16 protein-coding genes and 4 pseudogenes are annotated in these 13,661 nt (G+C 70.7%); 7 read left to right on the top strand and 13 right to left on the bottom strand.

Features of this window, described 5'->3' with window-relative positions; translation table 11 throughout:
• Positions 1 to 12: 12 nt before the first annotated feature.
• The 5 genes and pseudogenes from G5V59_RS20575 to G5V59_RS20555 form a co-directional block, all read right to left on the bottom strand.
• Positions 13 to 240, bottom strand: coding sequence for a hypothetical protein (locus G5V59_RS20575; protein ID WP_278257694.1), 228 nt, complete (start codon positions 238 to 240; stop codon positions 13 to 15).
• Positions 237 to 569, bottom strand: coding sequence for a hypothetical protein (locus G5V59_RS20570; protein ID WP_278257693.1), 333 nt, complete (start codon positions 567 to 569; stop codon positions 237 to 239). Before G5V59_RS20570 ends, G5V59_RS20575 begins: the two co-directional genes overlap by 4 nt.
• Complete coding sequence (locus G5V59_RS20565) at positions 562 to 1,116, bottom strand: HAMP domain-containing sensor histidine kinase (protein ID WP_278257692.1); 555 nt, start codon at positions 1,114 to 1,116, stop codon at positions 562 to 564. Before G5V59_RS20565 ends, G5V59_RS20570 begins: the two co-directional genes overlap by 8 nt.
• A complete protein-coding gene (locus G5V59_RS20560) occupies positions 1,056 to 1,958 on the bottom strand; it encodes a hypothetical protein (protein WP_278257691.1) in 903 nt (300 codons plus the stop codon). Before G5V59_RS20560 ends, G5V59_RS20565 begins: the two co-directional genes overlap by 61 nt.
• A pseudogene (locus G5V59_RS20555) lies at positions 1,955 to 2,669 on the bottom strand (response regulator transcription factor). Before G5V59_RS20555 ends, G5V59_RS20560 begins: the two are co-directional and overlap by 4 nt.
• A gap of 730 nt (positions 2,670 to 3,399) precedes the next feature.
• Here G5V59_RS20555 and G5V59_RS20550 point away from each other — a divergent pair.
• Entirely contained in the window at positions 3,400 to 3,666 is a 267-nt protein-coding gene (locus G5V59_RS20550; RefSeq protein WP_278257690.1) for a hypothetical protein, read from the top strand.
• Between the two features lie 64 nt (positions 3,667 to 3,730).
• Here G5V59_RS20550 and G5V59_RS20545 read toward each other — a convergent pair whose 3' ends face one another.
• The 3 genes and pseudogenes from G5V59_RS20545 to G5V59_RS20535 form a co-directional block, all read right to left on the bottom strand.
• Entirely contained in the window at positions 3,731 to 4,642 is a 912-nt protein-coding gene (locus tag G5V59_RS20545) for a hypothetical protein (RefSeq protein ID WP_278257689.1), read from the bottom strand.
• Between the two features lie 85 nt (positions 4,643 to 4,727).
• Positions 4,728 to 5,600, bottom strand: coding sequence for a fructosamine kinase family protein (locus G5V59_RS20540; protein ID WP_278259963.1), 873 nt, complete (start codon positions 5,598 to 5,600; stop codon positions 4,728 to 4,730).
• 226 nt (positions 5,601 to 5,826) lie between these two features.
• A pseudogene (locus G5V59_RS20535) lies at positions 5,827 to 5,976 on the bottom strand (phage holin family protein); the annotation flags it as partial.
• 239 nt (positions 5,977 to 6,215) lie between these two features.
• Here G5V59_RS20535 and G5V59_RS20530 point away from each other — a divergent pair.
• The 5 genes from G5V59_RS20530 to G5V59_RS20510 all read left to right on the top strand — a co-directional run bounded on the left by G5V59_RS20530 (position 6,216) and on the right by G5V59_RS20510 (position 8,767).
• Entirely contained in the window at positions 6,216 to 6,653 is a 438-nt protein-coding gene (locus G5V59_RS20530) for a Na+/H+ antiporter NhaA (RefSeq protein ID WP_278257688.1), read from the top strand.
• Positions 6,572 to 7,144, top strand: a complete 573-nt coding sequence (locus G5V59_RS20525; protein WP_278257687.1) for a Na+/H+ antiporter NhaA — start codon at positions 6,572 to 6,574, stop codon at positions 7,142 to 7,144. The genes G5V59_RS20530 and G5V59_RS20525 overlap by 82 nt, the downstream gene beginning before the upstream one ends.
• Positions 7,145 to 7,360: 216 nt before the next feature.
• Positions 7,361 to 7,573, top strand: coding sequence for a Na+/H+ antiporter NhaA (locus tag G5V59_RS20520; protein WP_278257686.1), 213 nt, complete (start codon positions 7,361 to 7,363; stop codon positions 7,571 to 7,573).
• A gap of 28 nt (positions 7,574 to 7,601) precedes the next feature.
• Complete coding sequence (locus G5V59_RS20515; RefSeq protein ID WP_278257685.1) at positions 7,602 to 8,399, top strand: NAD(P)-binding domain-containing protein; 798 nt, start codon at positions 7,602 to 7,604, stop codon at positions 8,397 to 8,399.
• The gene (locus G5V59_RS20510; RefSeq protein WP_278257684.1) at positions 8,384 to 8,767 is read left to right on the top strand and encodes a hypothetical protein; all 384 of its coding nucleotides are present in this window, start codon (positions 8,384 to 8,386) and stop codon (positions 8,765 to 8,767) included. Before G5V59_RS20515 ends, G5V59_RS20510 begins: the two co-directional genes overlap by 16 nt.
• Here G5V59_RS20510 and G5V59_RS20505 read toward each other — a convergent pair.
• Positions 8,677 to 9,093 carry a PPOX class F420-dependent oxidoreductase gene (locus G5V59_RS20505; RefSeq protein ID WP_278257683.1) on the bottom strand — a complete coding sequence of 139 codons (417 nt, stop codon included), beginning with the start codon at positions 9,091 to 9,093 and terminating at the stop codon, positions 8,677 to 8,679. The two genes, G5V59_RS20510 and G5V59_RS20505, sit on opposite strands and share 91 nt — an antisense overlap.
• A 77-nt stretch (positions 9,094 to 9,170) precedes the next feature.
• On the opposite strand from G5V59_RS20505, the gene G5V59_RS20500 reads away from it, so the two are divergent.
• On the top strand, positions 9,171 to 9,410 hold the full coding sequence (locus tag G5V59_RS20500; RefSeq protein ID WP_278257682.1) for a hypothetical protein: 240 nt from the start codon (positions 9,171 to 9,173) through the stop codon (positions 9,408 to 9,410).
• Here G5V59_RS20500 and acs read toward each other — a convergent pair.
• The 4 genes and pseudogenes from acs to G5V59_RS20480 all read right to left on the bottom strand — a co-directional run bounded on the left by acs (position 9,373) and on the right by G5V59_RS20480 (position 13,616).
• Positions 9,373 to 11,363, bottom strand: a pseudogene (acs, locus tag G5V59_RS20495) (acetate--CoA ligase). The gene G5V59_RS20500 and the pseudogene acs overlap by 38 nt on opposite strands.
• 129 nt (positions 11,364 to 11,492) lie before the next feature.
• Positions 11,493 to 12,791 carry a cation acetate symporter gene (locus G5V59_RS20490; protein WP_278257681.1) on the bottom strand — a complete coding sequence of 433 codons (1,299 nt, stop codon included), beginning with the start codon at positions 12,789 to 12,791 and terminating at the stop codon, positions 11,493 to 11,495.
• Between the two features lie 76 nt (positions 12,792 to 12,867).
• Positions 12,868 to 13,128: pseudogene (locus tag G5V59_RS20485) on the bottom strand (cation acetate symporter); the annotation flags it as partial.
• Positions 13,128 to 13,616 (bottom strand): DUF485 domain-containing protein, encoded by a 489-nt coding sequence (locus G5V59_RS20480; protein WP_278257680.1) that lies wholly within the window; start codon positions 13,614 to 13,616, stop codon positions 13,128 to 13,130. The pseudogene G5V59_RS20485 and the gene G5V59_RS20480, both read right to left, overlap by 1 nt.
• Positions 13,617 to 13,661: the final 45 nt, after the last annotated feature.

Genomic DNA, 13,661 nt, shown 5'->3' with positions numbered 1-13,661 from the left:
CGCGGCGAGCGGTCAGGAGGCGTCGTCGCCGGCGTTCTTCTCCCGAGCGTGTGCCGAGAGGCGCCCGAGCGTGGCGGTCATGCCGCGAACGGCCTGCTGCTCGTCGTACGGCTTCGGGTCGACGAGGTTGACCACCTCGAAGAGCGCGCCGTTCTGCACGAAGCCGGTGAGGTAGAGTCTGGTCCTTCTCGGCCGAGACGACGATCCGCGCCGCGTCCGCGCCGGGAACCTTCGGCTCACGCACGTCGGCGTCGTCGGGCTGGCCCATCCGCTTCCAGAAGTCCTCGAGGGTGCCGCTGAAGAGGCTGGTAGTTCGCGGACAGGGCGGGCTCGCCGGAGTCCTTCGCCGGTGCGAAGCGGCACTCGGGCGAGGACGCGGTGCCGGCGTACTTGGTCGTGGTGGCGCCGAACTGCGCCTTGACGAAGGCCACGTCGAGCGCGTCGCAGGGGTTCCACAGCGCGGGCGTCTCGCTCGGCAGGTCCGGCTTCGCGCCCACGTCGTCGTTGCCGCAGCCGGCGACCAGGACGGCGACGGCGAGCAGCGGGGCGAGGGGGCGGAGGTCAGGCATGGGGGTTCTTCTCCCGTCCGGGCAGGCGGAGCACGAGACGTGCGCCGCCGCTGGCGTTGTCGGTGGCGTGCACGGAGCCGGAGTGCCGTTCGGCGACCTGGCGCACGATGGCCAGGCCCAGGCCCGAGCCGGGCATGGTGCGGGCGTCGGGGGAGCGCCAGAAGCGGTCGAAGATCCGCGCCCGGTCGGCCTCCGCGATGCCCGGTCCCTGGTCGTCGACGGTGAGCACGCCGTCGCTGAGCCGGACCGTGACCAGGCCGCCCTCGGGGCTCCACTTGGCGGCGTTGTCGAGCAGGTTGGTGACCGCCCGCTCGAGCTCGGCGTCCTCGCCGATCACCCACCAGGGGCGGGTGAAGACCTCGAAGGTCAGGCCGGGCGCCCGGCGGCGCACCCGCTGCACCGCGTGGTCGACGACGTCGCCGAGGTCCACCGGCTCGACCTGCACCCGGATCGGCTCGTCGCGGGCCAGCGCGGTGAGGTCGCCGATCAGCGTGGTGAGCTCCTGGATCTGCGCCTGGACGTCGTCGAGCAGACTCGTCGCGCGCATCGGCCGGCAGGTTCGCGAAGCCGTCCCCGCGGGCGCTCATCGTCAGCAGACTCGACGTTGGTGCGCAGGGCCGTGAGCGGCGTGCGCAGGCTCGTGGCTGGCGTCCGCGACGAGTTCGCCGCTGACGGACCCGGCTCGCGTCCAGCGCGAGCAGCATGTGGTTGAACGCCGTGGCCAGCCGGGCGATCTCGTCGTCGCCCTCGACCGGCATGGGGGTGAAGTCCTCGGTGCGGGCGATGTCCTCGACCGACGAGGTCAGGCGTCGTACCGGGCGCAGGCCGTTGCTCGCGACCGCCCAGCCCGCCAGGCCGGCGGCGAGGACGCCGAAGACACCGAAGGCCACGGTCACCCAGCCCAGCCGGGCCAGGGTACGGTCCTGGTCCTCCAGCGGCTGGGCGATGACCAGCGCGAGCCCGTCGCGCTTGGTGGGGACGGCGACCACGCGGTAGCGCTCGCCCGCGATCTCGATCGTGCGCAGGCTCTGCCGCTCCTCGCCCTGGGCGACCTCCAGGCTCCGGCTCGCCGAACTCGATCGTCGGCCCGCGGTCGAGGACGCCCGTGATGCCCTGGAAGTTGAGGAAGGCGATCCGCGCCTCGCCCGCGCCGAGCGCCCAGGACGGCACGCCCGCTTGGCCGGCCGTCAGCAACGTGTCGGAGCGGGCGGCTTTCTCGGCCCGGTCGACCAGCGTGTTGTCGAGGGCGTCCTGCATCTGCACGCGCGCGGTGATGTAGGCACCGACCGCGACCAGGGCGACGGAGGCCGCGACCGCGACCGTCGTCAGCCAGATGACACGGCTCGCCAGCGAGCGCCGGTAGTGCCAGCGCCCGTCGAGGCCCGTCACGTGTCGGTCGCGCGCAGCACGTAGCCGATGCCGCGCACGGTGTGGATCAGGCGGGGCTCGTCGTCGGCCTCGGTCTTGCGGCGCAGGTAGCCGACGTAGACCTCCAGGGAGTTGGCGGTCGTGGGGAAGTCGTAGCCCCAGACCTCCTCGAGGATGAAGGCTGCGGTCCAGCACCCGCCGCGGCCGGCGCAGGAACATCTCCAGCAGGGTGAACTCGGTCCGGGTCAGGCTCGATGGACCGGGTCCCGCGCACCACCTCGCGGGTAGTGACGTTCATGGTGAGGTCGGCGAAGGAGAGCACCTCCTCCTCGCCGTCGTCCTCGGCCGGGATCACCCGGCGCAGCAGTGCGCGCAGCCGGGCCAGCAGGCTCCTCGAGCGCGAACGGCTTGGTCAGGTAGTCGTCGGCCCCGGCGTCCGGGCCCTCGACCCGGTCGCCGACGGCGTCGCGCGCGGTGAGCACGATGACCGGTACGTCGTTGCCCGCGGCCCGCAGCGCCCGGGTCGTCTCCAGCCCGTCGAGCCTTGGGCATCATCACGTCCATCACGACCACGTCGGGCGCGATGGCGCCGATCCCCGCCAGGGCCTCGGCCCCGTCGGCGGCCAGGTGGACGTCGTAGCCGTTGAAGGCGAGGGAGCGCCGCAGCGACTCCCGCACCGCGCGGTCGTCGTCGACGACGAGGACGCGAGCGGGCGCAGCGGTACCGGACACGCCCCCATCATGGCCGATCGGCCTGAGCGGTCGCTGAGAGAGCGAGATGTGGTCGGCCGTGCTTGGAGAGGGCGTGAGCCGGGGCAGCAGATCCCGTGCCCGGTGGAAGGCTCGACTACAGACGCCTACCCGCAGGACCCCATCAACAGGCTCTGATGTCTCTGGGGCCTTCCTACCGCGATCTGCCTGGGAGGGCCCTCCGGTTCGAACTGTGACCGGATGTACGACGCATGCCGTCGTTACGGTGGATACTTCGCCTGCAACGGGCTCTTCATCCGATGGGACAGGCTCGTGGACTACGCCCGGGATCAGCCGAACGGTCGAGACAATCCTGAGAACGCCGCTCGTCACTTCGCCATGGTTGTGCTGACGGCGAATTTCCTCGGACAGCGTGGAGCCAAGGCCGTGGCAGATGCCCACGAGTACGGTGGGGAGAATCTCAAGAGCGTGAAGCCGCGGAAAGACTCACTTCGTGATCGAGCGAACAACACCTACGCGCTCGGTTGGCTTTCTCGCTACGCGCGCTCGTACGGCAAGGACTCTCACGCAATGTTCCAGCACGGATGGCGGCTATGGCAGGACGGCTACATGTGGTCGGTGTGCAAGGGATCGAGGGGCCTCTGTGCGTCCCCGGGCACGTGCGGTAATGCCTTGCCGGGAGGGTGGTGATGGCGACGAAAGGCGTGACACGGCCTCGTCATCGAGAGAACGCGCTAGGCGTAAGCTTGTTGTGCTGGGCGACCTCTGCTGGTTCGTCTTGATGTTGGTCCCACCGTCGATTCTGCCGAGCCCTGGCGGCGCCGTCGAGTCCTATGGTCCACCAGCGCTTTCGGTTGCGGCGCTTGTCGGGATCTGGTTCGCCTCTGCGCGAGGACATATCGTCAAGGACGCGAACGGGACGCGGCTAGCGGTGGGATTGCTGCTCTTTAACTTGCTGATCGTCGTGCTGTTCATCGTGGCTGTCTTGATGTTCGTCTCGTACGACGAGCCGATGTAGACGGTTCGAACACGCGTTTCGCCCCGGGACTCGTCCTCGCCAACGGGGGCCCAAACCCGCCCCGCTAGGTCGTTCGAGTGCGGATGGGGCGAGATGCGCGAATAGTGCGAAGAGCCGAGCCGCCGCCGAGCGGTCCACCTCCGGCCTCGTGCTGCGGGCGACGGCGAGCCCGGCCGGCCCCCCGCCGGCCGGGCTCGCCGCGGCTCAGGAGCCGTAGAGCGCGCGGACTCCGGTGGCGTCGGAGGCCTGGAACTCCAGGTCGGAGGAGCCTTCCGTTGCACTGCGGGTAGTGCATGATCGACGCCGAGTCGTACGGCGTCAGCGGGCGCCAGTTGTTGTCCTCGAAGCAGGTGCCCGCCTCCGGGCGGGTGTGCTCGTGACGGAAGCCGAGCACGTGGCCCAGACTCGTGGCCGAGGATGTCACCGGGCTCCCAGGCTGCCGGAGGACCAGATCGAGTCGTCCACGAGGACGTTGCGCTGGCTCTTCGGGGAGCCTGGGGAAGAACGCCCGGGCGATGTACTGGGTGGTGTTGACCGGCTCGACCGAGAACACCACGTTGGTGTTCGAGGTGGTGCAGTTGGAGTTCTGCGAGGAGACGTAGACGAAGTTCACCTTCGACGAGGCGGCCTCCCACAGACCCGTACCGGCAGCCATCGCGTTCACGATGTCGGCCTGGCGGGTGCCGAACTTGGTGCTCACGCAGTAGGTCAGGTTGGCGACCTTCGTGGCGCTCCACTTGTCGTCCACGCCGCCGACGGTGTTGACGATCAGCCCGTCGTTGCGGGTCTCCGGAGCCACGACCTTGTCGTAGAACTCCTTGGTTCGCTTGTTGCCGGAGACGATCTCGTCGCCGTTGACGACGTAGGCGCCGTCGACGTCCTGGTACGTCGAGGCCTTGAACTCCTTGTACGACGGCACGTCGGTGTCGCTGCCCGTGGCCGAGGCGGCGGTGCCGGCGGCGGCGAAGGCGGCCACCAGACAGGCCGTGCCGATGGAGATCCTGCTGATTCGCGATGAAGACATCCAAGAACCTTTCTTCCGAGATTGGATCTCGAACGACTCAACCGCCGGATCGCTCCTCCGGCAAGAGAATCTGCGGTTCAGAAAGGCGCGGTGCAGGAACCTGAGAGGAGGTCTCAGACGTAGCGGGAGGCGACCCGGGCCGCGCGGGCGCCGTACTGGCCGCCGAAGAGACAGGCGTGCACGAGCAGCGGGAACAGGCTGGTGGAAGCCGAGCCGGTCCTCCCAACCCTCGGCGAGCGGGGAGACCTCGTCGTAGGCGCTCATCACCTGCGGCAGCCTGCGGCAGCCCGAAGAGGGCGAGCATGGCCAGGTCGATCTCCCGGTGGCCGCCGTACGCCGCCGGGTCGATCACCACCGCGCGGTCCTCCCCGGCCCAGATCACGTTGCCGTTCCACAGGTCGCCGTGCAGCCGGGCGGGCGGCTCCTCCGGCACGATCTCGGCGCCGCGCGCGACTGCCGCCTCGACGACGGCGGCGTCCTCGGCGCTCACGATGGCCTTGTCGCGCAGCACCTTGAGGTAGGGCGCGATCCTGCGCTCGGCGTAGAACTCCGCCCAGGTCGGCAGGCTCCGGTTGAGCAGCGGGAGCCGGCCGATGTAGCCGTCCTCCTCGGCCCCGAACGCAGCGGCGCCGGCCCGGTGGGTCGCGGCGAGCGCGCGGCCGAAGACGTTCGCGGCCTCGGTGCTGGGCCGGCCTGACTCGACCCAGGCCAGGATCAGCACGTCGGTGTCGACGGCGAGCACCTCGGGCGTCGCCACGCCGCCGTCGGCGGTGGCCTCGCCGAGCCAGCGCAGCCCGGCGGCCTCCCGCTCGAAGAAGTGCGGGGGCGCCCCGGTCAGCGTCTTGAGGAACGCCGTGCGTCCGCTGGACAGGCGCAGACTGACCGCGGTCGCGATGTCGCCGCCGGCCACCGGTGCGGTCGCGACCACCGCAGCGCCGAGCAGACTTGCTCGGCCCGCTGGGCGACGACCGGTTGCCTCGGCATCGGCGTGCTCCCCGGTCGTCCCCGGCGCGGCTCAGGCCTTGGCCTGGCCCTTGAGGGCGCGCGGGATCTCCTTGCCCTGCTCGATGGCGCGTTCGGGTGCCTTGACCTTCTTGAAGCCTGCGGATCGCGAGGAACACCAGCAGCCCGGCCAGCAGGACGTAGAAGCCGAACACGATGAGGAAGGCCCAGTGCAGGGCGAGGCCGGAGCCGTTCCAGTGGATGAAGTACGCGATCGCGACCGACAGCATGATCACCGCGAGCACCAGCAGGAACAAGGCGGCGCCGATCAGGCCGGCACCCACCCCTCCTGCGGTCACGCTGACCTTCAGGCTCGGACTTCGCGAGCCTGGATCTCCTTGCGCATGATGGTGGAGAAGTCGGTCTGCGCGTCCTTGATGAGGCGCCCGATGGTCGGCTCTTCGCGGAGCGGTTCGATGGCCATGCGACCGACCTTACCGACATCGGTACGATGGCTGCAGGTGCGCCGGGAAGTCTGGTCGGCAGGTGATGTCCCCTGCCCACGAAACGATGGAGCGAATCCATGACCCAGACGCCCCCCTCTCCGCACCAGGCGCCCGACGACCTGTGGCGTGGCAAGCCGGTCTGGGTGGCCAGCGACCGTCCCCTGGCCCGCTACGTCGGCCGTCCGGTGCGCGAGTTCCTCCGCGTCGAGTCCGCGGGCTCGGTCCTGCTGCTCGGCGCGACCGTGCTCGCCCTGCTCTGGGTGAACCTGCCGGTGGAGGGATGGGCGTCGGGCTACGACCACTTCTGGCACACCCCGCTCGCGGTCGAGTCTCGGCGGCTGGCGGATCGAGGAGTCCCTGCAGCACTGGGTCAACGACGGCCTGATGACGCTGTTCTTCTTCGTGGTCGGCCTGGAGATCAAGCACGAGTTCGGTGCACGGCGACCTCCGGGACCCGCGCACCGCCGCGCTGCCGATCGTCGCCGCGATCGGCGGGATGGTCGTCCCGGCGCTGATCTACGTCGCCCTGGCGGGCGGCGGCGCGACCGGGGCGGGCTGGGGCATCCCGATGGCGACGGACATCGCCTTCGCCGTCGGTGTGCTCGGCGTGCTCGGCCGTCGCGTGCCCTCGGCGGCCCGGCTGTTCCTGCTGACGCTCGCGATCGTCGACGACATCGGCGCCATCCTGGTCATCGCGGTGTTCTACACCGACGAGCTCTCCCTGGGCTGGCTCGGCATCGCCCTCGGCCTGCTCGCGGTGATGGCGGTGCTGCGCGCAGCGCGGGTGTGGGCGGTCCCGGTCTACGTCGTGCTCGGCGTGGGTGTGTGGTTCGCCCTGCTCGAGTCCGGCGTGCACGCGACCCTCGCCGGCGTCGCCATCGGCCTGCTCACGCCGGCCGTCGCGCTGCTGCGGCCCGAGGTCGCGACGGACTACGCCGCCGAGGCGCTGCGCGACAACGACCTCGACGCCGACGAGCCTGCACCGGCTGCGCTTCCTGGTCGGTGAGTCCGTCCCGGTCGTCGAGCGCCTCCAGGCGCGCCTGCACCCCCTGTCGGCGTACGTCGTGCTGCCGGTGTTCGCCCTCGCCAACGCGGGCGTCGCGCTCGACGGCATCGGCGAGGCGATCACCTCGACGGTCGGCCTGGGCGTGGGCCTGGGGCTCGTCCTCGGCAAGCCGCTCGGCATCGTGCTGGCCAGGCTTCCTCGCGATCAAGGCTCGGGGTGGGCCGGATGCCCCCGGAGACCTCGTGGCGCCAGGTCGCCGGCGTCGGCGCCGTGGCCGGCATCGGGTTCACGGTCTCGCTGTTCATCGCCGGGCTGTCGTTCAGCGACCCGGTCCTCACCGACGACGCCAAGATCGGGATCCTGCTCGCCTCCGTGCTCTCCGCCGTGGTCGGCGTGGCGATCCTGCTGACCTCGCCACGGCGGGAATGAAGACGGCTGCCCGCGGCGCTCCACCTCCATGACGACTGTGGGAATCATCGGAGCAGGACACATCGGCAGTGCGGTCGCGGAGGGTCTCCTCGCGCAAGGGCACGAGGTGGTGATCGCCAACTCGCGCGGTCCCGAGACGCTGACGGACCTCGTGAGCCGCCCGGGCGAGCGAGCCCGTGCGGCGAGCGTCACCGAGGCCGCTGAGGCGGGTGAGTGGGTCGTGGTGACCGTGCCGCTGAAGGCGCTGGAGGACATCCCGGCCGCGCCGCTCGCCGGCAAGATCGTGCTGGACACGAACAACTACTACTTCGAGCGCGACGGCCACATCGCCGAGTCTCGACGAGAAGCGCACGACGACGACCGAGCCTGGCCCAGCGCCACTTCGCCGAGTCGAAGGTGGCCAAGGCCTTCAACCACATCGGCGCCGCCGAGATCACCACCGACGGCACGCCCGCCGGGACCCCGGACCGCCGGGCACTGGCCACCGCGAGCGACCACCCCGAGGCCGTCGAGCCTGGTCACGGCGGTCTACGACGCCTTCGGCTTCGACACCGTCGACATCGGCTCGCTCGCCGAGACCTGGCGGGTCGAGCGGGACCAGCCCGCCTACGGCCCGCGCCAGACCGCGGAGGAGCCTGCGGGAGAACCTGGCGCGCGCCGAGCGCTGAGCCCCAGCGAGGCGCCGAGGTCCTCGTGCCGCCCGCCGGGCTCTGGCATCCTCGGGACATGGAAGGACGGGCCCGTGACCGCGCCGCACGCCAGGGGTGGGCGTGGTGGGTTCTCCCGCTCGCCGGGACGCTGCTCGCACAGGTGGTCGAGGGCCTGACGGATGCGCACCGGGCGCCGTACCTCGTCGGGGGCCTGGCCGCCGGATCCGCCTGGCAGGTGCTCTACCGCCGCGACCTCGCCGACCGGCTGGTCTTCCCGGTCGTCCTGGCGCTGGTCACTCTCGGGTGGGCCCTGGTGCGCGGTGCGCCGATCGAGGTGAGCGAGGACACGGTCGGCCCTGAGGCGACACTGCTCTACCTGGGTGGCCTCCTCGCCGCGCTGGTCCTCACCGAGCAGCACCTGCGGCGCCGAGACCACCGGGACGACCGGGGGGCTCAGCGGGGCAGCACCTGCGAGGAGCCGAGGAAGCGCTCGACGCTGATCCGCAACGCCACCCGGGTGGGGTTCTCGCGCGGCACGCGGTAGCGCTCGGCGTACCGCGCGCAGGCGTGGGCGACCGATGCCGCGTCGTCGAGCACCGTGGCGCTGCCGATGATGGTCGACCAGCGGGCGCCCTCGACCTGGCTGACGGCGAGCCGTGCGTCCCGGCGCAGGTTGGCGGCCTTCTGCGAGCCGCCGTCGGTGATGATCCACGCGCACTGCTGCGCGAGGTCGAGCACCGCCCCGACCGGTACGGCGTGCGGGGCGCCGTCCTTGTCGAGGCTGCTCAGCGTGCACAGGTGCCGCTCGGTCCAGAACTCCGTCAGCGTGGGCGGGAGCGCGGACCAGTCGACGGGATGAAGGACGGGCACGGTGGGTTCCTCCCGGGTGGGTCGAAGGGTGCGATGAACCCCGAACCTAGTGGTTCGGACACCTCGGGAGGCTCCCCGTGGACGACGACGCCCTCGGCCGGCTCTTCGGCGACGGGCCCGAGGTCGCGGCCGCCCGGATCCCGGTCGGCGACCAGGGTCTGCACATCGTGCTGCGGCGCCGGGGCGTGCGGGTACAGCACGCCGCGGACCCCTACGCCGCCGCGCTTGCGGTCCTCCGCGGGTCCGGCCGGGGGCTGAGCCCGGCCGGACCAGGAGCGGTCAGTCCTCGGTCGAGGTGGCCTGGCCGGCCGAGATGAGGTCCATGATCGAGGCGTCGGCGAGCGTCTGGGTGTCCCCGACGGCACGGCCCTCGGCGACGTCGCGCAGCAGCCGGCGCATGATCTTGCCCGAGCGGGTCTTCGGCAGGCTCCGGGACGATCATGATCTGGCGCGGCTTGGCGATCGGGCCGATCTCCTTGCGGACGTGGTCGCTGAGCTCCTTCACGATGTCGGCGCCACCGTCCCCGGCCTCGTTGCGCAGGATCACGTAGGCGACGACCGCCTGGCCGGTGTCGGGGTCGCTGGCGCCGACGACCGCGGACTCGGCGACCTTCGGGTGCGAGACCAGGGCGGACTCGATCTCGGTGGTGGAGAGCCGGTGGCCGGAGACGTTCATGACGTCGTCGACCCGGCCCAGCACCCAGATGTCGCCGTCGGTGTCCTTCTTGGCGCCGTCGCCGGCGAAGTAGTAGCCCTGCGCCTTGAAGCGCGACCAGTAGGTGTCGACGTACCGGTCGTCGTCGCCCCAGATCGTGCGCAGCATCGAGGGCCACGGCGAGGTGACGACCAGGTAGCCGCCGGAGCCGTTGGGCACCGAGCGGCCCTCGTCGTCGACGACGTCGGCCTCGATGCCGGGGATCGCCTTCATCGCCGAGCCCGGCTTGCCGGCGGTGACACCGGGCAGCGGGGAGATCATCACCGAGCCGGTCTCGGTCTGCCACCAGGTGTCGACGACCGGGGTGCGGTCGCCACCGATGACGTGGCGGTACCAGACATAGGCCTCGGGGTTGATCGGCTCGCCGACCGAGCCGAGGATCCGCAGCGAGGACAGGTCGAAGGAGTCCGGCACCTCGTGGCCCTGCTTCATGAACGAGCGGATCGCCGTGGGCGCGGTGTAGAAGAGCGTGACCTTGTAGTCCTGGATGATCTTCCACCAGCGGCCCGGCTCCGGGGAGTCCGGCGTGCCCTCGTAGAGCACCTGGGTGACGCCGTTGGCGAGCGGCCCGTAGACGATGTAGGAGTGCCCGGTGACCCAGCCGATGTCGGCGGTGCACCAGTAGATGTCGGTGTCCGGCTTGAGGTCGAAGACCGCGTGGTGGGTGTACGACGCGCCGGTGAGGTAGCCGCCCGTGGTGTGCAGGATGCCCTTCGGCTTGCCCGTCGTGCCGGAGGTGTACATGACGTAGAGCGGGTGCTCGGCGTCGAACGCCTCGGGCGTGTGCTCGGTCGAGGCCGAGCCGACCGCGTCGTGCCACCACACGTCGACGGCGTCGTCCCACGCCACGTCCTGGCCGGTACGACGCACGACGAGCACCTTCTGGACCTTGTCGGTCTTGGTGCGCGCCTCGTCCACCGCCGGCTTGAGCGCGGACGGCGTACCGCGGCGGTACCCGCCGTCGGAGGTGACGACGACCTTCGCCTCGCAGTCGTCGATCCGCGAGGCGAGCGCGTCGGCGGAGAAGCCGCCGAAGACCACCGTGTGCGGGGCGCCGATCCGCGCGCAGGCGAGCATCGTGACGATCGCCTCGGGGATCATCGGCAGGTAGATCGCCACCCGATCTCCCTTGCCGACCCCGAGCTCGGTCAGCGCGTTGGCGGCCTGGGACACCTCGTCCTTGAGCCTGGGCGTAGGTCAGGTCCCGGGTGTCGCCCTCCGGCTCGCCCACCCAGTGGATCGCGACCTTGTCACCCCGGCCGGCCTCGACGTGGCGGTCCACGCAGTTGTAGGCCGCGTTGAGCGTGCCGCCCACGAACCACTTCGCGAAGGGCGCCTCGCTCCAGTCGAGCACCTGGTCCCATTGCCGGTCCCAGGAGAGGCGGGCGGCCTGCTCGGCCCAGAAGCCCTCGCGATCGGCGGCGGCCGCGTCGTAGGCGTCGGCCTTGACGTTGGCGTGCGCCGCGAGGTCCGCGGGAGGCTCGAAGCGGCGCTCCTCCTTCAGCAGGTTCGCGAGGGTCTGCTCGGTGTCGCTCACGGTGATTCTCCTGATCATGAATTGGGTGGCACAGCCCACACTAGGCGCCGTACCCACTGTGCTCGCAAGGGGTTGCATCCGAGTTGCCGGAGGCCGGGACGGGTGCGCCGTCCCGGCCTCCGGTCGCCGGGGTGGGGAGGGGTCGGCTCAGTGCTGCACGGCCTGCTCGGCACCCGCGCCGGTGAGGGCACGGACCTCGAGCTCGGTGAACCTCTCCTCGGCCGCCGGCTCCTTCGAGGTGACCGTCCCGAGCCAGCCGAAGAAGAAGCCGAGCGGGATCGAGATCAGGCCGGGGTTCTCCAGCGGGAACCAGGCGATGTCGATGCTGGTGGGCAGCAGGGACAGGTTCTTGCCCGCCGGGTCCAGGCCCTTGCCGGAGACGACGGGGGAGAAGATCACCAGCGTGATGCAGGAGATCAGCCCGCCGTAGATGCTCCAGGTCGCGCCGCGGGTGTTGAAGCGCCGCCAGAACATGTTGTAGACGATCGCCGGCAGGTTCGCCGATGCCGCGACCGCGAAGGCCAGGGCGACGAGGAAGGCGATGTTCAGGTTGCGGGCCGGGATCGCCAGGAGGATCGAGACGACGCCGAGCCCGGCGGCGGCGTACCGGGTCACCCGGATCTCCTCCGCCTCGGTGGCCCTGCCCTTGCGGATCACCGAGTTGTAGATGTCGTGGGCGACCGAGGTCGACGAGGTGAGGGTGAGCCCGGCGACCACCGCGAGGATGGTCGCGAAGGCCACCGCGGAGATCACCGCGAGCAGGATCGCGCCACCGGTCGACCCGGCTCCTCCACCGACCGCCTCGGCGAGCAGCGGTGAGGCCAGGTTGCCGCCGCTGTTGGCGACGTCGCTGCCGGCGCCGGTCTTGAGCAGCGCCGCGGCGCCGAAGCCCAGGACCAGGGTGAACAGGTAGAAGACGCCGATCAGGCCGATCGCCCAGAGCACCGACTTCCGGGCGTCCCGCGAGGTCGGCACGGTGTAGAAGCGGACCAGGATGTGCGGGAGCCCGGCGGTGCCGAGCACCAGCGCGATGCCGAGGCTGAGGAAGTCCAGGCTTTGTGGGTGGTGTCGATGCCGTACTTCAGGCCCGGCTCGAGGAAGCCCGGCTTGCCGGACTCCGAGGCGGCCGTGCCGAGCAGGCTCGGAGAGGTTGAAGTCGAACTTCGCCAGCACCAGGACGACGATGAGCGCCGAGCCCGCCATCAGCAGGACCGCCTTGACGATCTGCACCCAGGTGGTGCCCTTCATGCCGCCGACCGTGACGTAGACGATCATCAGCGCGCCGACGCCGGCGATCACGCCGCTGACGGCGAGGGTGTTCTCCTTGTCGATGCCGAGCAGCAGCACGACCAGGCTGCCCGCGCCGACCATCTGGGCGAGCAGGTAGAAGATCGAGACCACGACCGTCGAGGTCGCCGCCGCGGTGCGGACCGGGCGCTGCCGCATCCGGTAGGCCAGGCTGGTCGGCCATCGTGAACTTGCCGGAGTTGCGCAGCATCTCCGCGACCAGGAGCAGGGCCACCAGCCACGCGACCAGGAAGCCGATCGAGTAGAGGAAGCCGTCGTACCCGGCGAGGGCGATGGCGCCGGAGATGCCCAGGAAGGACGCGGCAGACATGTAGTCGCCGCCGATGGCCAAGCCGTTCTGGAAGCCGGAGAACGACCGGCCGCCGGCGTAGAAGTCCGCGGTGCCGCTGGTCTGGCGGCTGGCCCGGATCGTGATGAAGAGGGTCAGCGCGACGACGCTGAGGAAGAGGACGGCGGTGAGCACCTGGTGGTCCATCAGCGCTCACCCCCTGCGTGCCCCGCGACGGCGTGCCCTGCGTGAGGGCGACGAAGCGCTCGTCGAGTCTCGCGGGCCAGCGGGTCGAGCTTGGCGTTGGAGTAGCGGCTGTAGAGCCAGGCGATCACGAAGGTCGTCACGAACTGCAGCAGCCCGAACACGAGGGCCACGTTGACGTTGCCGACCACCTGCCTGCCCATGAGGTCGCCGGCCCAATTGGAGAGCACGACGTAGAGCAGGTACCAGGCCAGGAAGGCGATGGTGGCGGGGAACACGAAGCCCCGGTAGCGGCGGCGCAGACTCGGCGAACTCCGCCGAGGCGTGCAGGCTGGTCGTAGACGGGATCGTGGCGGGCCGCCACGTCGTTCGACTCGGGCGACTCGTGGGGCGAGTCGTGGGGGGAGAGGTCGGATGACACGGGCTGCCTCCTCGGGATCGGTGTGACCGCGGTCACGGACGTCCCCGACGCTAGGAGTGACGACGCTCACGCGGGCAGGGGTGCGGTCCGGCCGTGCGCCGAGTGGGGACGGCTT

The sequence above is a fragment of the Nocardioides convexus genome (genome assembly GCF_011090295.1).
This window is presented reverse-complemented; position numbering and strand designations above follow the sequence as displayed.

What these genes read in the sequence shown, in the direction of transcription:
- G5V59_RS20570 (WP_278257693.1), bottom strand. Translation starts at nt 569, where the DNA reads ATGCCTGACCTCCGCCCCCTCGCCCCGCTGCTCGCCGTCGCCGTCCTG.
- G5V59_RS20565 (WP_278257692.1), bottom strand. Translation starts at nt 1,116, where the DNA reads ATGCGCGCGACGAGTCTGCTCGACGACGTCCAGGCGCAGATCCAGGAG.
- G5V59_RS20530 (WP_278257688.1), top strand. Translation starts at nt 6,216, where the DNA reads ATGACCCAGACGCCCCCCTCTCCGCACCAGGCGCCCGACGACCTGTGG.
- G5V59_RS20515 (WP_278257685.1), top strand. Translation starts at nt 7,602, where the DNA reads ATGACGACTGTGGGAATCATCGGAGCAGGACACATCGGCAGTGCGGTC.
- G5V59_RS20490 (WP_278257681.1), bottom strand. Translation starts at nt 12,791, where the DNA reads ATGCGGCAGCGCCCGGTCCGCACCGCGGCGGCGACCTCGACGGTCGTG.